At 70.0% G+C, this 13,475-nt stretch carries 16 protein-coding genes and 3 tRNA genes; 9 read left to right on the top strand and 10 right to left on the bottom strand.

The window, feature by feature from the left end; genetic code table 11:
• The first annotated feature begins 80 nt into the window (after positions 1–80).
• Positions 81–980, top strand: a complete 900-nt coding sequence (locus RT2_RS09715; protein WP_072844571.1) for a sterol desaturase family protein — start codon at positions 81–83, stop codon at positions 978–980.
• A 40-nt stretch (positions 981–1,020) separates the two neighbouring features.
• Here the strand turns inward: RT2_RS09715 and RT2_RS09710 are convergent, their stop codons facing one another.
• The 4 genes from RT2_RS09710 to RT2_RS09695 all read right to left on the bottom strand — a co-directional run bounded on the left by RT2_RS09710 (position 1,021) and on the right by RT2_RS09695 (position 3,070).
• The gene (locus RT2_RS09710) at positions 1,021–1,707 is read right to left on the bottom strand and encodes a YceI family protein (RefSeq protein ID WP_072844570.1); all 687 of its coding nucleotides are present in this window, start codon (positions 1,705–1,707) and stop codon (positions 1,021–1,023) included.
• Positions 1,708–1,793: 86 nt separating this feature from the next.
• Positions 1,794–1,884, bottom strand: a tRNA-Ser gene (locus RT2_RS09705).
• A 147-nt stretch (positions 1,885–2,031) separates the two neighbouring features.
• Positions 2,032–2,502 (bottom strand): nucleoside deaminase, encoded by a 471-nt coding sequence (locus RT2_RS09700; RefSeq protein ID WP_072844569.1) that lies wholly within the window; start codon positions 2,500–2,502, stop codon positions 2,032–2,034.
• A 28-nt stretch (positions 2,503–2,530) separates the two neighbouring features.
• Positions 2,531–3,070, bottom strand: coding sequence for a tRNA adenosine deaminase-associated protein (locus tag RT2_RS09695; protein WP_072844568.1), 540 nt, complete (start codon positions 3,068–3,070; stop codon positions 2,531–2,533).
• A gap of 48 nt (positions 3,071–3,118) precedes the next feature.
• Here RT2_RS09695 and RT2_RS09690 point away from each other — a divergent pair, with 48 nt between their 5' ends.
• Complete coding sequence (locus RT2_RS09690) at positions 3,119–4,093, top strand: prephenate dehydrogenase (RefSeq protein ID WP_072844567.1); 975 nt, start codon at positions 3,119–3,121, stop codon at positions 4,091–4,093.
• Positions 4,094–4,124: 31 nt separating this feature from the next.
• Here the strand turns inward: RT2_RS09690 and RT2_RS09685 are convergent, their stop codons facing one another.
• Positions 4,125–4,733 carry a putative glycolipid-binding domain-containing protein gene (locus tag RT2_RS09685; RefSeq protein WP_083577242.1) on the bottom strand — a complete coding sequence of 203 codons (609 nt, stop codon included), beginning with the start codon at positions 4,731–4,733 and terminating at the stop codon, positions 4,125–4,127.
• A 161-nt stretch (positions 4,734–4,894) separates the two neighbouring features.
• Between RT2_RS09685 and RT2_RS09680 the strand changes: the two genes are divergently transcribed.
• Positions 4,895–5,422, top strand: coding sequence for a hypothetical protein (locus RT2_RS09680; protein ID WP_072844565.1), 528 nt, complete (start codon positions 4,895–4,897; stop codon positions 5,420–5,422).
• 18 nt (positions 5,423–5,440) lie between these two features.
• On the opposite strand, the gene RT2_RS09675 is transcribed toward RT2_RS09680, so the two are convergent.
• The 4 genes from RT2_RS09675 to RT2_RS09660 form a co-directional block, all read right to left on the bottom strand.
• A complete protein-coding gene (locus tag RT2_RS09675) occupies positions 5,441–6,037 on the bottom strand; it encodes a dihydrofolate reductase family protein (RefSeq protein WP_072844564.1) in 597 nt (198 codons plus the stop codon).
• Between the two features lie 164 nt (positions 6,038–6,201).
• Positions 6,202–6,274, bottom strand: a tRNA-Arg gene (locus RT2_RS09670).
• 36 nt (positions 6,275–6,310) lie between these two features.
• A tRNA-Ser gene (locus tag RT2_RS09665) sits at positions 6,311–6,402 on the bottom strand.
• A 105-nt stretch (positions 6,403–6,507) separates the two neighbouring features.
• Complete coding sequence (locus RT2_RS09660; protein ID WP_072844563.1) at positions 6,508–7,251, bottom strand: dienelactone hydrolase family protein; 744 nt, start codon at positions 7,249–7,251, stop codon at positions 6,508–6,510.
• Between the two features lie 104 nt (positions 7,252–7,355).
• On the opposite strand from RT2_RS09660, the gene hisC reads away from it, so the two are divergent.
• The gene (gene hisC / locus RT2_RS09655) at positions 7,356–8,447 is read left to right on the top strand and encodes a histidinol-phosphate transaminase (protein WP_072844562.1); all 1,092 of its coding nucleotides are present in this window, start codon (positions 7,356–7,358) and stop codon (positions 8,445–8,447) included.
• 3 nt (positions 8,448–8,450) lie between these two features.
• On the opposite strand, the gene RT2_RS09650 is transcribed toward hisC, so the two are convergent.
• Positions 8,451–9,443 carry an alpha/beta hydrolase gene (locus tag RT2_RS09650; protein ID WP_072844561.1) on the bottom strand — a complete coding sequence of 331 codons (993 nt, stop codon included), beginning with the start codon at positions 9,441–9,443 and terminating at the stop codon, positions 8,451–8,453.
• Positions 9,444–9,757: 314 nt separating this feature from the next.
• Between RT2_RS09650 and RT2_RS09645 the strand changes: the two genes are divergently transcribed.
• The 5 genes from RT2_RS09645 (at position 9,758) to RT2_RS09625 (ending at position 13,433) form a co-directional block, all read left to right on the top strand.
• Positions 9,758–10,600, top strand: coding sequence for a DUF5602 domain-containing protein (locus RT2_RS09645; RefSeq protein ID WP_072844626.1), 843 nt, complete (start codon positions 9,758–9,760; stop codon positions 10,598–10,600).
• Between the two features lie 186 nt (positions 10,601–10,786).
• The gene (locus RT2_RS09640; protein ID WP_072844560.1) at positions 10,787–11,173 is read left to right on the top strand and encodes a hypothetical protein; all 387 of its coding nucleotides are present in this window, start codon (positions 10,787–10,789) and stop codon (positions 11,171–11,173) included.
• A 61-nt stretch (positions 11,174–11,234) separates the two neighbouring features.
• Entirely contained in the window at positions 11,235–11,981 is a 747-nt protein-coding gene (locus RT2_RS09635; RefSeq protein WP_072844559.1) for a Clp protease N-terminal domain-containing protein, read from the top strand.
• Positions 11,982–12,455: 474 nt separating this feature from the next.
• Positions 12,456–12,671, top strand: coding sequence for a hypothetical protein (locus RT2_RS09630; RefSeq protein ID WP_072844558.1), 216 nt, complete (start codon positions 12,456–12,458; stop codon positions 12,669–12,671).
• 144 nt (positions 12,672–12,815) lie between these two features.
• Positions 12,816–13,433, top strand: a complete 618-nt coding sequence (locus tag RT2_RS09625) for a uracil-DNA glycosylase (RefSeq protein WP_072844557.1) — start codon at positions 12,816–12,818, stop codon at positions 13,431–13,433.
• Positions 13,434–13,475: the final 42 nt, after the last annotated feature.

Below are 13,475 nucleotides of genomic sequence, written 5' to 3'. Positions count from 1 at the left end.
CCGTGCGTCGCGGCGACCGATGCACGCCCGGCTCGAAGGATTTCCGGACCCGGTCCCGAACGAGGCGGCACACTGCAACCATGCTCGAGATCGTCCCCGATTTCTGGAACTCACTACCCAGACCACTGCGCGACCCGGTGGCGTTCGCCATTCCGTTCTTCGTGCTGTTCCTGGCCCTGGAATGGTCGGCCGCGCGGTACCTCGCCGCCCCCGAACGCGGCGCGGACGGCCGAACCCACCCGCCCCGCGGCGGCTACGACCCGGCGGACTCCCGGGCAAGCATCTCGATGGGCGCCGTGTCGGTCCTGACCAGCGCCGCGTGGAAGGCACTCGCCCTGGTCGGGTACGCGGCGATCTACGCGTACCTGGCGCCGTGGCACCTGCCGGTGGATGCCTGGTACACCTGGGTGATCCTGCTGGTGGGCGTCGACCTGCTGTTCTACTGGTACCACCGGATCGCGCACCGAACCAGGATCGTGTGGGCCACCCACCAGGCACACCACTCGAGCGAGTACTACAACTTCGCCACCGCGCTACGGCAGAAGTGGAACAACAGCGGGGAGATCCTGATGTGGATCCCGTTGCCGCTCATCGGCATTCCGCCGTGGATGGTGTTCGTCGGGTTCTCGGTGAACCTCGTCTACCAGTTCTTCGTGCACACCGAGCGGGTGGACCGACTGCCGCGCCCGATCGAGTTCGTGTTCAACACACCGTCGCACCACCGGGTGCACCACGGCTGCGACCCGGAGTACCTCGACAAGAACTACGCCGGGATCCTGGTCCTCTGGGACCGCCTCTTCGGCACCTTCCAGCCCGAGACCCACCGCCCGACCTACGGCCTGACCAAGCCGGTGAACACCTACAACATCCTCACCCTGCAGGGGCACGAGTACGCGGCGATCGTGCGGGACGTGCGCTCCGCCGGCTCCTGGCGCGAACGGATGGGCTACGTGTTCGGTCCGCCCGGGTGGACGCCGTAGGCAGCCTGACTGCGGCCGTCGAGGTCGGGCGGGACGCAAATCAGTCCCGGACGAGGTGGACCAGGAAGTCCACGGTCCCGGACCCGTCGACGGTGACGAACGCGAACGACGGCGGCTGCACCCCGAAGTCGGTCCAGGTCACCGGGACGCTGCCCGACGCAATCAGCGACTCCCCCGAGTGCAGCACCTCGATGTCGACGGTGACGGGACGCTTCACCCCGCGCAGTTCGAGGGTGCCGGTGGCGGGGACGGTCGCGGTGGTCCCGTCCCTCGGCACCGTCGACAGGTCCACCGGAGCGTCGAGGGTGAACGTCGCGGTCGGGTAGGCGCCGGCGGACATGACGTTGCCGACGAACTGCCCGTCGCGTCGCGGGTTGTCGGTGGTGATGCCCTTGACCTGCACGGTCACGTCGGCCGCAGTGAGCGTCTGGCCGTCGACGGTGGCGCCGCCGTCGACCTGGTCGGTGGACCCGACCACGGTGACGCTCGCACCGTTGAGCACCTCGTGCACGGTGTAACCGGCGGCCGTGGCATTCGGCGCCGCACCGGCGTCCACCCGCCACTGCCCGGCGAGGTTACCGACGGCGGCCTGCGCGGCCGAGGTGGATACCGCGGCGGCGGGGTCGTCGTCCTCGGCTATCCACGTCCCGTACACCCACGGTCCGACGAGAAGAGCGAGGACCGCGACCAGCGCGATGCCCCCGGTGATCCACCACGACTTCTTCATCTGCCACACGATAGTTGCCGCTTCAACGGACGGCACTGCCGCCGGATGCAAGAGAGCCCCGACCGGAAACCGGTCGGGGCTCTCTCTGGCGGTGGCGGAGGGATTTGAACCCTCGGACGGGGGTTACCCGTCACACGCTTTCGAGGCGTGCTCCTTAGGCCGCTCGGACACGCCACCGCTGGTGACTTTACCCGACGTCGGCGCTCACGCTAAATCCGGTGGTCAGGACGCCTTCGTCGACCGAATGTCGCATTCGTTCAGTCAGACTGTACGAATGTCGCACTAGGTCGGGCCGGGAACGGACAACGGAACCGAAAGCGCAGGTCAGCGCTGCCCGCGGAAGAACTCTTCGAGCAGCGCCGCGCACTCGGCCTCGAGCACTCCCCCGCGCACCTGCGGGCGGTGCGTGAGCCGGCGGTCGCGGACCACGTCCCACAGCGAGCCGACAGCGCCGGTCTTCGGCTCCCACGCCCCGAACACCACCTTCGAGACCCGGGCCAGCACCAGGGCGCCCGCGCACATGGTGCACGGCTCCAGGGTCACCGCCAGGGTGGCGCCCTCGAGCCGCCAGCCGTCGCCGTGCACGCGGGCTGCGGCGCGCAGCGCCAGGATCTCGGCGTGAGCGGTCGGGTCGGCGGACGCCTCGCGGGCGTTGGCGGCACGGGCCAGTTCCACCCCGTTGGCGTCGAACACCACGGCCCCCACCGGGACGTCGGCAGCGTCGGCCTCGGCCGCGGCGGCGATGGCCGCCCGGACCATCGCCTCGTCGCGGCCGACCGGACTGCCCAGTGTCATCAACGCGGTGCCGTCTGTGCGGTGTCGTCTACCGCGGCGCGGCGTCGAGCACCGCGGACAGCTCGGTGGCGAACCCGAGCCGCTGCGCGATCATGTTCAACTGCTCGTCCGGGTACAGCTCGGTCTCCGCGAGGATCACCCCGAGCACCGGTTCCGGGAGGCCGAGGTCCGCGAGCAGGCCGAGGTCGCCCTCTTCCCAGGGCTCGACGGTGTCGAGTTCGTCGGGGTCGATGTCCGGGGTCTCGACGTTCAGTGCTTCCAGCACGTCCGCGGCGATGTCGTAGTCCAGCGCCATGGTGGCGTCGGAGAGGAGCAGCCGGGTCCCGGACGGCGCCGGGCGCAGGATGACGAAGAACTCGTCGTCCACGTCGATCAGACCGAACACCGCGCCGGAGCTGCGCATCTCACGCAGTTCGGTCTCCGCGGCCTCGAGGCTGTCGAGCGCGGCCGTGGTCAGCGCCGTGCACCGCCACTTGCCGTCCTCCCGGACGACTGCGACCGCAAACCCCTCGAGATCGTCGAGCTCGTCCGAAGGTGCGCTGTTGTCCCGCGCGCGCTGAGCTGCCATGCGGTCACCGTAGTCCGCCGCAGGCCGGTAACAGAAGTCCAGCGCGAAATGTGCCAACCTATCCGGGTGTCTGCTGAATCCACCACCCCGCCGGTGTGCGTGCTCGGGCTCGGCCTGATCGGCGGGTCGCTGCTGCGCGCCGCCGTCGCGGCCGGCCGCACCGCCTGGGGCTACAACCGCTCCGCCGGCCCGGTCGAGGAGGCGCGCGCCGACGGCTACGACGCCGACAGCGACCTCACGGCGGTGCTGCGCCGGGCCGCCGAAGCGGATGCCGTGCTGGTCGTCGCGGTGCCGGTGCCCGCGCTCGACGCGGTGCTCGGCCAGATCGCGGTGCACGCCCCCGGATGCACCCTCACCGACGTGGTGAGCGTCAAGGGCGCGGTGCGCGACGCCGTCGCCGGGCACGGGCTGGGCTCGCGATTCGTGGGCGGGCACCCGATGGCCGGCACCTCGCAGTCCGGCTGGTCCGCCGGCGACGGCGAGCTGTTCCGGGACGCGGTCTGGGTGGTCACCGCCGAGGACGGCACCGATCCGGCGTCCTGGACTCGCGTGGCGGACCTGGCGCTGGACTGTGGCGCGGTGGTGGTGCCCGCGGACCCCGACGAGCACGACTCGGCGGTCGCGCGGATCTCGCACCTGCCGCACCTGCTCGCGGAGGCCCTGGCGGTGACGGCGGCGTCCGGCGGCGACCTGGCACTGGCGCTGGCGGCGGGCTCGTTCCGCGACGGCACCCGGGTCGCGGGCACCGCGCCGGACCTGGTCCGCGCGATGTGCGAGGCGAACGCCGAGGCCCTCACCGTGGCGCTGGACGAGGCGCTGGAGCTGCTCACCGCGGCCCGCGCCGCACTCGCGGCGGACGCCGACACCGAGGCACTGGTCGTTGCCGGGCATGCGGCGCGGCGTCGTTACGAGAGCCTGCCGCGCACGGAGATCACCGGCGTGCTGGTGGGCGAACCGGGCTGGGAGCGGCTCCTGCGGGACGCCGGACGCCGCGGCGAGGTGCTGCGGGCCCGGACCTACTGAGCCGCGGAGACAGGGCCGGTCGGGACCCGCGTCAGATCCGTTCGGCCAGTCCGGGGTAGTCGAGGACGAAGCCGTCGGCGTCGATGGTGATCGAGGAACTCGACACCGGGGAGAGCACGTGGATGCCGTCCGAGCCGCTGCTGTACGTCAGGCTCGCCTCCCGCACGCTGAGGTCCGGCAGGTACACGTACACGACCGGCACCTGGATGTCCTCCGAGTCGGTCTGCATGCCGAAGCGCCGGATCGGCAGCGTGTTGAAGAACGGGCTGAGCACCACGTCCACGTCCAGCGCGCCGCCGAAGGTGGAGCGCTTGGGGTTGGTGCCGTCCTCGATCATCCAGTAGCCCTCTTCGTCCCGGCTGATCGAGACCTGCTTCTCCCCGGACGCGAGACTGGCCCGAAGCGAGAGGCGACGGGTGACGCCGTTCTCGTCGGTGACCAGGTCGTAGGAGGCGCTGAAGGCGTTGTGCTCGGCGCAGTGCCCGCCGATGATCCGGCCGGCGGCCTTGATCCGGTTGCCGACGAGCTGGACGCGGACCGATTCCATCCGCGGCGCCGAGTGTGCACGCCAGGTGAGAACCGCGGGCCAGGCCGAAGCGGAACCCGGGGCCGACGCGGCGCCCTGCACAGGAATGGTCACCTGCCTACGGTAAGCGACAGCGGGCCGTTCGGCACCGGCGACGCCGCACCGCGCGTCGCCCGGCCCGCACGGGACCGGGCCCGCGGTAACACTCAGACCGCCGATACGGATGAACCGGACAGACGGCCGGACGCGTCGGTCGCAGTAGACGGGGGTACTGCATGCGCGACAACCAAGAGGTCTGGGCGGAGCACGCGCGGACGGTCCTGATCGAGGTGGCCGGCAGCTACCTCGGCACCGTCACCTACGGGGACCTCGCTGCCCGGATCCAGGCCGACACGGGGGTTCGCACGAAGAGCCTGATGCAGAACTGGATCGGCGAGACCCTCGGCCGGGTCGGGGCGGAGTGCCGTCGCCGCGGCGAGCCGCTGCTGACCTCCCTGTGCGTGAGCAAGGTGGACGGCACCGTCGGCCCGGGGTACGCGGTCGCGGTGACCGCGTCGTACGGCGAGACACCAGAGGACGTCGAACTGCACGCCGCGCAGGAGCGGCTGCGCTGCTACCGGCACTTCGAGGCGGCCGGGCTGCCCGCCGACGGCGGCACCGCGACCCTCACCGAGCAGGTCCGCCGGGCCCGCGACAAGACCCGCCGACGCGACCAGTCACGGCGCCGCGAGCACGGCGCCGAGATGACCTGCGGCGAGTGCTACCAGGTGCAGTCGCTGACCGGCGTCTGCGGATGTCACTGATCCGGGACCCGACGCGAGCTACCCCGCGGTGGCCGGTCGGTAGGTGCAGACGTTCACGCCCGCGTCGCTGGTGACCACCGAGACCAGCTCGAGCGTGCGCAGGCCGCCGTCGTCGGGGAAGATGGACTTCCCGCCGCCGAGCAGCACCGGCATCACGATGAGCCGGAGCTCGTCGACCAGGCCCTCGCTCAGCAGGGTGCGGGCCAGGGTGGGGCTGCCCATGACCAGCAGGTCGCCGCCGTCCGCCTCGTGCAGCTTCCGGATTCCGGCGACGGCCTCCTCACCGGGAATGCGTGTGGTGTTGTCCCAGGTCAGCTCGCCGTCGCCGAGGGTCCCGGACACGACGTACTTCGGGATGGCGTTCATCCGGTCGGCGAACGGGTCGCCGGCGCGCTCGGGCCACGCCGCGGCCATCGTCTGCCAGGTGCGGCGGCCGAACAGCAGCGCCGCGGCCGCGCTCAGCGCGCCGTCGAAGGCGCCACCGACCACCTCCGGGTCGAAGAACGGGTGCGACCAGCCGCCGTGCGCGAATCCGCCGTCGGTGTCCTCGTCGGGTCCGCCGGGCGCCTGCACGACGCCGTCCAGGCTCATGAATTCGCAGATCACAATGCGCATGGAGTCGCTCCTCGTTCGTCGCTTCGGGATGTCCGGCAATGGAGACCGTCGGGCCGCCCCAAACTAATCGCGTCGGCCCGATCCCGCAGTACGTGAGGTGAAGCACACCCTGCCCCGACAAACCGAAAGGGCCCCGTCACCAGTGGTGACGGGGCCCTTTGTTGTGCGCCCGAAGGGATTCGAACCCCTAACCTCTTGATCCGTAGTCAAGTGCTCTATCCGTTGAGCTACGGGCGCATGTTCTTAAATTGTGTTGGCCAACTGGCACCAACGTGGCGGAAGCGAGAGGATTTGAACCTCCGGTCCCCTTTGAGGAGGACAACTCATTAGCAGTGAGTCCCATTCGGCCGCTCTGGCACGCTTCCTAGGCTCAGGAACCTTTCGGAACCGCCGGATCGAAAGGTTACACAGACTGGACCGGGATGGCAAAACGCCTCCAAAGTCCCAGGTCACCGCCGGTAACCGGGCCGTCACCTCAGGTTTCCGTCGAACCAGTCGAAGATCCGCCGCTGCGCATCCATGATCGCCTGCACGTCCGGATCGTCGTCGTCCCCGTTGTCCGGCAGTTGCGTCGGCTCGTCGGCCCGGTGCGCCAGGCCGCGGTAACTCACCACGTGGGTGGCGACGGGTGCGCGGGCGGACGCGTCGCGCAGCCGCTCGACGTGCGCGGGCGGGGTTCGGGGGTCGTCCTCGCCGTACAGGCCCAGCCAGGGCGCCTGCAGTGACGCCAGCGCGTCCACCAGGGCAGGTGTGTCCGCCCGCAGCGGCTCGACGATGCCGCGCGCCGCGACGCTCACCGCCGCCCCGACCGGCCGGTTGGTGGCGACCAGCAGCGCGGCCGTGCCGGCGTCGTCGAAACCGAGCACCCCGACGCAGTCCGCGTACACGCCGCGGGCGACCAGCCAGTCGAAGGCGGCGTCGAAGTCCGCGAACAGGTTGTCGCCGAACACCTCGACCTCGAGGTCCCCGGGCTGCCGGTGGAACAGGTGCGGCGCGACCGTCAGCCAGCCCTCGCCCGCGAGCAGGCGCATCAGGTCCAGCACCGCGTCGGTGAACCTCCGCGACTCGTGCAGCACCACGATGCCGCCGCGGGCCGGCCCGTCCGGCGCCGCCGCCGTCAGCGGCACGGTGGCCCGCGGCTGATCCGTCTGCGACTGATCCGACTGGTCACCGACGGCGCGGAGCATCGCGCTGTCGGTGAAGATTCCCGACATACATCTACTCTGGCACGACCCGGGCCCGTGCGCTCGTCCCAATTTGCGCCCAGCCTGGGCCGACGGCCCACCGCGAGTCGGCCACGCATGCATAATGACCTCCCGTGACCGCACGCACCCGCCCCGACCTCGTCGACATCAGCCCCTACGTGCCCGGACGCACGTTTCCCGGCGCGATAAAACTCGCGAGCAACGAGACCACGGCGGGCCCGCTGCCCAGCGTCGCCGCTGCGATCGCGGAGTCCGCGCTGGGCGTGAACCGCTATCCCGACAACGGGTCGGTCGCCCTGCGCGAGGCCCTCGCGGACTCGCTCGGCGTCAGCGTCGACCGCGTCGCCGCGGGCTGCGGATCGGTGAGCCTGTGCCAGGAGCTCGTGCAGATCACCGCGGGCCCCGGCGACGAGGTGCTCTTCGCCTGGCGCGCGTTCGAGGTGTACCCGGTGGTCGCGCGGGTCGCGGGCGCCACCCCGGTCCAGGTGCCGCTGACCGCAGACCACCTGCACGACCTCGACGCGATGCTCGCAGCGATCACCGACCGGACCCGGGTGATCTTCGTCTGCAATCCGAACAACCCGACCGGCACCGTCGTCACGCAGGATGCGCTCGAACGATTCCTCGACGCGGTGCCCGCGGACATCCTGGTGATCCTCGACGAGGCGTACATCGAGTACACGCGCCCTGGCGACCAGGCCGGCGCGGAAATCCCGAACGGTGTCGCGCTCGCCGAGGGCCGGGCGAACGTCGTTGTACTACGGACGTTCTCGAAGGCGTACGGCCTCGCGGGCCTGCGGGTCGGGTACGCGGTCGCGGACCCCGGGATCATCGCGGCGCTGAGCAAGGTGCACATCCCGTTCGCCGTGAGCACGGTCGCGCAGGCCGCTGCGGTCGCCTCGCTGGCCGCCGCGGACGAACTGCTGGCCCGCACCGACGGGGTCGTCGCGGAGCGCCGGCGGATGCGCGAAGCCCTGATCGGCGCCGGCTACGAGGTGCCCGCGTCCAACGCGAACTTCGTCTGGCTGCCGCTCGGCGACCGCTCGGCGGAGTTCTCCGAGGCCAGCGCGGCAGCGGGCGTGCTGGTGCGCCCCTACGGCACCGACGGGGTGCGGATCACCATCGGCGATCCCGACGAGAACGATGCCTTCCTCGCTTTCGCCACCGGCGACGGCCTGCCGATCTGGAAGTCGCGCCAGGTCTGACCGTCACCGGCCGAGCGACCGGGCCAGGGTGGGCCACGCGTCGTGCAGGTCCTGCTGCCAGTAGGGCCACGAGTGGGTGCCGGCGGGCCGGTAGTGGAACGTCGCGGGGATGGCCAACTCCCGCAGCCGGTCGTCGAACAGCTGCGTACAGCGCAGGGCGGCCGCCTCGAGCGCCGCGCCGAGGGTCAGTGCGCTGAGCCCGTCCACGGTGGTCGGGTCGTCCAGCGGCCCGGCCGCGCCGTTACCCGTCGCGACGTAGATCTCCTTGCCGCGCAACGCCTCCGCGTTGCGCATGGGATCGTTCGCCGCCCATTCCGGGTCGCCGTCCGGTCCCCACATGTTGTCCGCGTCGCCGCCCTTCCAGGCGACGGTGGCACGCACCGACAGCCGGGAGTCGGCCTGGCCGTTGTCGGCGCAGCCACTGAAGGCCGCGACGCCGCGGTACATGGCGGGGTGCCTGGTCGCGAGATTCAGTGCCGCGTGCGCGCCCATCGACAGTCCTGCGATCGCGTTGACGCCGTTGCCCCGGAACTGGGTGTCGATCAGCGGCGGCAGTTCCGTGGTCAGGAACGTCTCCCACTCGTCGACCCCGAGAGTGGGGTCGGGCTGCTTCCAGTTCGTGTAGTAGCTGCCGGTGCCGCCGACCGGCAGCACCACATTGACGTCCTTGTCTGCGAAGAAGTCCACGGCGTCGGTCTTCAGCGTCCAGGTGCTCTCCTGGTAGTCCGACTCCTCGCCCCCGCCCGCGCCGTCGAGCAGGTACAGCGTGGGCCTGGCGGCGGACCGGTCGGCGGGCAGCAGCACCTGCACCTGCACCACCTCGCCCATCGACGGGGAGTGCACGAACACGGCGGCGCGTCGCTCGGTGAGCATGGTGACGTGGTCGACGGAGGCGGCCTGACGGGCCGGTCCGGGCCCACGCGGGCCGGCCGCGGCGACCGAGGGGAAAAGGCCGCACAGGGCCATCGAAAGAGCCATTGTCGCGAGTAGCTTCATGGGCCCACCTCGAGCGACTGCCCGCCGGGTGCGGGCGAACCGCTGCCCGCCAAGGTAGCGGACTTTCCACCGCCGAGTGTTGTCCCACGCCGAAATCTGTTGCCGTGCCGCCTCACTCGGGCAGCCTGTTGGACGACCGTCCTGGATGCCGGGCGCCAGGTCAGGGCGCTGCCGGTCGGCACCTCCTGCCGCGACGGCAGCCGGCGTGCCTTCGCGACCCGCCGCACGGCGGGTCGCGCTTCGCCCGAATCCCGACGCCCGTCACCACCGCGGCGGTAACCTCGGTGTTCCCGGTCCTCTCCCCAGAGGTGCACATGCGCACACACCGACCGCTCCGCCCCCGCTCCGTCCGCGCCGCGGCCCTGGCAGCCGCCGTCTGCGCCGGGCTGTCGTCCCTCACTGGGTGTTCCGACGCCAGCGCCGGCGGCATCACGGGCGCCTCGGCCGAAAACGGCGTCGCCGAAACCTTTTACGGGACACCGACGGGTATCGGGGCCGGCTCCGCCCGCGCGTACGTGACGCTCGACGCGGACGGCCGGCCCACCGGCGTCGGCATCCGGATGACCGCCGCCGCCCTCGACGGGCTGCCCGACGCGCCGATGACCGAGTTCCCGCTCGCGATGCCGGCGCAGGGCGCGTCGACGATCTTCGACAGCGTCGTGGTGGACTGGAATGCGCACGGCCACAATCCCGTGGGGCTGTTCGACAAACCCCACTTCGACATGCATTTCTACATGGTCGATGCGGCCACCATTGCCGAGAACGACCCGCTGAGACTGGACTACCTCCCCCGCGCCGGAAACCTGCCGCCGGCAGCGCAGATGCCAACGAACTACTCGCCGCCGGAGGGCCTTCCGCTCCTGACGAACGTCCCGAAGATGGGCCAGCACTGGACGAACAACGCCGACGTCCTGGCGCCCGGCGGGTTCGACTTCACCCAGACGTTCATTGCGGGCTCCTGGGACGGCGCGTACACGTTCATGGAGCCGATGATGACGCGCGAGTGGCTGCTGACGAGGTCGTCGGCGGACGAGGAGATCTCGCAACCGGAGATCTACCCGAAACCGGGCCGCTACCCAACCACCTACTCGGTGAACTACGACGCCGGCGCCGACGAGTACGTGCTCGAGCTCGCCGGAATGCAACCACGGCCGTAATCGGTTTTCCTGCTTGCAGATTCGCCGTTTGCATCGACCCCCCGGAGTCGACGGTCGCGGCGCCCGGCGAACCGGCCACCGCCTTTTCACCCGCGGTGATCGGGGCGATTCGCCCGACGCTTGCGCGACGGCGGGTTTACAGTCGAATTCGGCCCTTCCTTCGTCTGGTCCAGGTGAGGTAACGAAATGAACCTGATCAACAGAACGGCAGCATCCACCCTGATCGCCGCGGCCATGATCGCAGGCCCCGGAATCGCACAGGCCGGCGCCGCTACCGGCCCGCCCGGCCAGGCAGTCCCCGGCGTCCACCAGGTCGACTCGCCCGAGAAGCAGGCCGCCTTCGAGCACATGCTCAACGAACTCAATCTCGGCTGGGCCAACGGCGGCGCGGCCGGGACAGCGATCGGCTCCGTCGCGGGCCTCGGCATCGGATGCATCTCGATGTTCCCCGGCAGCCTCGCGGGGTGCATCATCGGCGCCCCCACCGGTGCGATCATCGGCGCCCTCGCCGGCATGGCCACCGGCAACCCCAACGCACAGAAGGCGATTCAGGACTACATCAACACGCCGTAGGCCCGAGGGCTGCCGTCAACTCACGGTTGACGGAACGGAATCGTCAACCTATGGTTGACGCATGACGAATCCCGTACGCATGACCAACCCGGTGCGGCTCGACGAGCTGATCGAGGCCATCAAGAAGGTCCACCCCGACGCCCTGGACCAGCTCTCCGACGCGGTCCTCGCCGCCGAACACCTCGGCGAGGTCGCGGACCACCTGATCGGCCACTTCGTCGACCAGGCCCGGCGCACCGGCGCGTCCTGGACGGACATCGGCAAGAGCATGGGCGTCACCAAGCAGGCGGCCCAGAAGCGGTACACCACCAAGCCCGCGGACCAGCCGTCCGACCTGGACCCGAACGACGGCTTCAGCCGGTTCACCCCGCGCGCCCGGAACGTGGTCATGGCCTCGCAGAACGAGGCCCGGGCCGCCGGCAACCCCGAGATCCGGCCCGCCCACCTGGTGCTGGGCCTGCTGGCCGAGCCGGCGGGCATCGCGGCGAAGGCGGTGCTCGCGCAGGGGGTGTCCCTGGACGACGTCCGCGCGGCCGCGGCCGCGACCCTGCCGACCGCGGTCGACGCCGCCGCCGTGCCCGCGCTCATCCCGTACGACGCGCAGGCGCGCAAGGTGCTGGAGCTGACCTTCCGCGAGGCACTGCGGCTGGGCCACAACTACATCGGGACCGAGCACCTGCTGCTCGCGCTGCTCGAGCTCGAGAACGGCTCCGGCCCACTCAGCGGCCTCGGCGTGGACAAGACGGCCGCCGAGGCCCACATCGCCGACGCCGTGGCGGCCGCGGTCGCCGCGATGGACGCGCAGTAGCCGCACCAGAAGCATGAAAGGGCCCCGACCTGCAGGTACCAGGTCGGGGCCTTTGCGGAAGCGGAGGGATTTGAACCCCCGGTGGGTTTAACGCCACGCTCGCTTTCAAGAAGTGAGAGGCCATAAGATCAAATTCCAGCCAGAATTTCTCCTGGTCAGCAAGTTTCCTTCCCACCAATCGATCCGTTCCTACTCATGACTCCCCCATGGCGTGTCACATGTGTGTCACATCGAGCCCTCTGCACGGCACCTCGAATACTCGGCAGCTACCTGCCCTCTCGGCGGGGAGCTACGAGATCGAGAGCTGCGAGCAGGTCAGCGAGCATCGGTATCACATTGGTATTCGCGCCCCACCTTGTGTTTCCAGGGAACGACTCCGCTGTTGACGAAGGAGGTGCTTCTTCGACCAGATGCCGTTGCGGGGGTGGCCTTGCTGCCTGAAACCGGCCCGTCCCGGGCTGCGTCCAACCGGGTATGACCGATGACGAACTCGACCGGATCGCCGAGCGACACTTCGAGGGCCTCCCGCCCCGATCCAGTAAGGAGTCGGAGATGTACGCCGGCCTCGACTTCGTGGTGTGGGAGTTGCAGATGGCAAAGAAGTGGTGGCGGCAGGCGGGATCCTCGGATGCCTTCCGAGAAGGCACGGCCCCGACCCAATCTCAGGGGGAGGCCGAGCCTGGCTATTGACGGCAGTCAACAGCTGGGTGCGGAGTGACCCCTGCGCGACCACAGTCAACGAGGGCCTGATCGGCTCCGGGATCGTCTCGTCCGCCACCCGGCGCCGTTCGTCATTCACACGCGAGATGTCGCAGGCATGTGCCATCGTCACGCATGCCGAACGGACGCAACGCCGATGCCACTGTCGTGGCCGCGAAGATGGCACGAATCCGAGACCCCCATGTCCGGCCGTTGAACGAGCTGGCCGACCGGATCGCCGACTCGGTTGGGCTTCCCCGCGGACACATCCCCTATGTCGACCCCGACCAGGGCGGTATCCATGCACGGGTGCTGGTACTGCTCGACAACCCGTCCACCAAAGCTGAGACGGGAACCGGTTCGGGGATGCTGAGCCTGGACAACAACGATCGCACCGCCCGCAATTGCCGCGAGGCATACGCACGGCACGGTATCTCTTGGTCGGAGGTGGTGCACTGGAACGTCGTCCCGTTTCCGGTTGCCGGGATCAAGAACGGCGGTTCGACCACCGCCGAGCGCACCCGAGCGGTCCGGTGGACCCGGGAATTCGTCGACCGGTGTCCCGACCTCGACACCGTGCTGCTGCTGGGGGCAGCTGCGCGCGACGGATGGGCACGTGCGGGCATAGATCGCGGTCTCTACGTCCTTCCCGGCGAAATTCCACACTGCTCCGACCGCGGGTTGAACTCACCGGGAGGCCGGGAACGGTTCAACGCAGCGATCGCACAGATCGCCCGTTCCCTCACCGTCTGACCGTCCATGTCCAGCCCTGGCTTGGCTTGGCTTGGCTTGGCT

It is taken from the genome of Rhodococcus tukisamuensis NBRC 100609 (assembly GCF_001894985.1).
In the GTDB taxonomy this organism is placed as follows: Bacteria; Actinomycetota; Actinomycetes; order Mycobacteriales; family Mycobacteriaceae; genus Rhodococcus_G; species Rhodococcus_G tukisamuensis.
This window is presented reverse-complemented; position numbering and strand designations above follow the sequence as displayed.

Bases quoted from the DNA above. Each gene is read 5' to 3' on its own strand.
- RT2_RS09715 (WP_072844571.1), top strand. From the start codon at position 81: ATGCTCGAGATCGTCCCCGATTTCTGGAACTCACTACCCAGACCACTG.
- RT2_RS09710 (WP_072844570.1), bottom strand. From the start codon at position 1,707: ATGAAGAAGTCGTGGTGGATCACCGGGGGCATCGCGCTGGTCGCGGTC.
- RT2_RS09700 (WP_072844569.1), bottom strand. From the start codon at position 2,502: ATGACACTGGGCAGTCCGGTCGGCCGCGACGAGGCGATGGTCCGGGCG.
- RT2_RS09695 (WP_072844568.1), bottom strand. From the start codon at position 3,070: ATGGCAGCTCAGCGCGCGCGGGACAACAGCGCACCTTCGGACGAGCTC.
- RT2_RS09690 (WP_072844567.1), top strand. From the start codon at position 3,119: ATGTGCCAACCTATCCGGGTGTCTGCTGAATCCACCACCCCGCCGGTG.
- RT2_RS09680 (WP_072844565.1), top strand. From the start codon at position 4,895: ATGCGCGACAACCAAGAGGTCTGGGCGGAGCACGCGCGGACGGTCCTG.
- RT2_RS09675 (WP_072844564.1), bottom strand. From the start codon at position 6,037: ATGCGCATTGTGATCTGCGAATTCATGAGCCTGGACGGCGTCGTGCAG.
- RT2_RS09660 (WP_072844563.1), bottom strand. From the start codon at position 7,251: ATGTCGGGAATCTTCACCGACAGCGCGATGCTCCGCGCCGTCGGTGAC.
- RT2_RS09650 (WP_072844561.1), bottom strand. From the start codon at position 9,443: ATGAAGCTACTCGCGACAATGGCTCTTTCGATGGCCCTGTGCGGCCTT.
- RT2_RS09645 (WP_072844626.1), top strand. From the start codon at position 9,758: ATGCGCACACACCGACCGCTCCGCCCCCGCTCCGTCCGCGCCGCGGCC.
- RT2_RS09640 (WP_072844560.1), top strand. From the start codon at position 10,787: ATGAACCTGATCAACAGAACGGCAGCATCCACCCTGATCGCCGCGGCC.
- RT2_RS09635 (WP_072844559.1), top strand. From the start codon at position 11,235: ATGACGAATCCCGTACGCATGACCAACCCGGTGCGGCTCGACGAGCTG.
- RT2_RS09630 (WP_072844558.1), top strand. From the start codon at position 12,456: ATGACCGATGACGAACTCGACCGGATCGCCGAGCGACACTTCGAGGGC.
- RT2_RS09625 (WP_072844557.1), top strand. From the start codon at position 12,816: ATGCCGAACGGACGCAACGCCGATGCCACTGTCGTGGCCGCGAAGATG.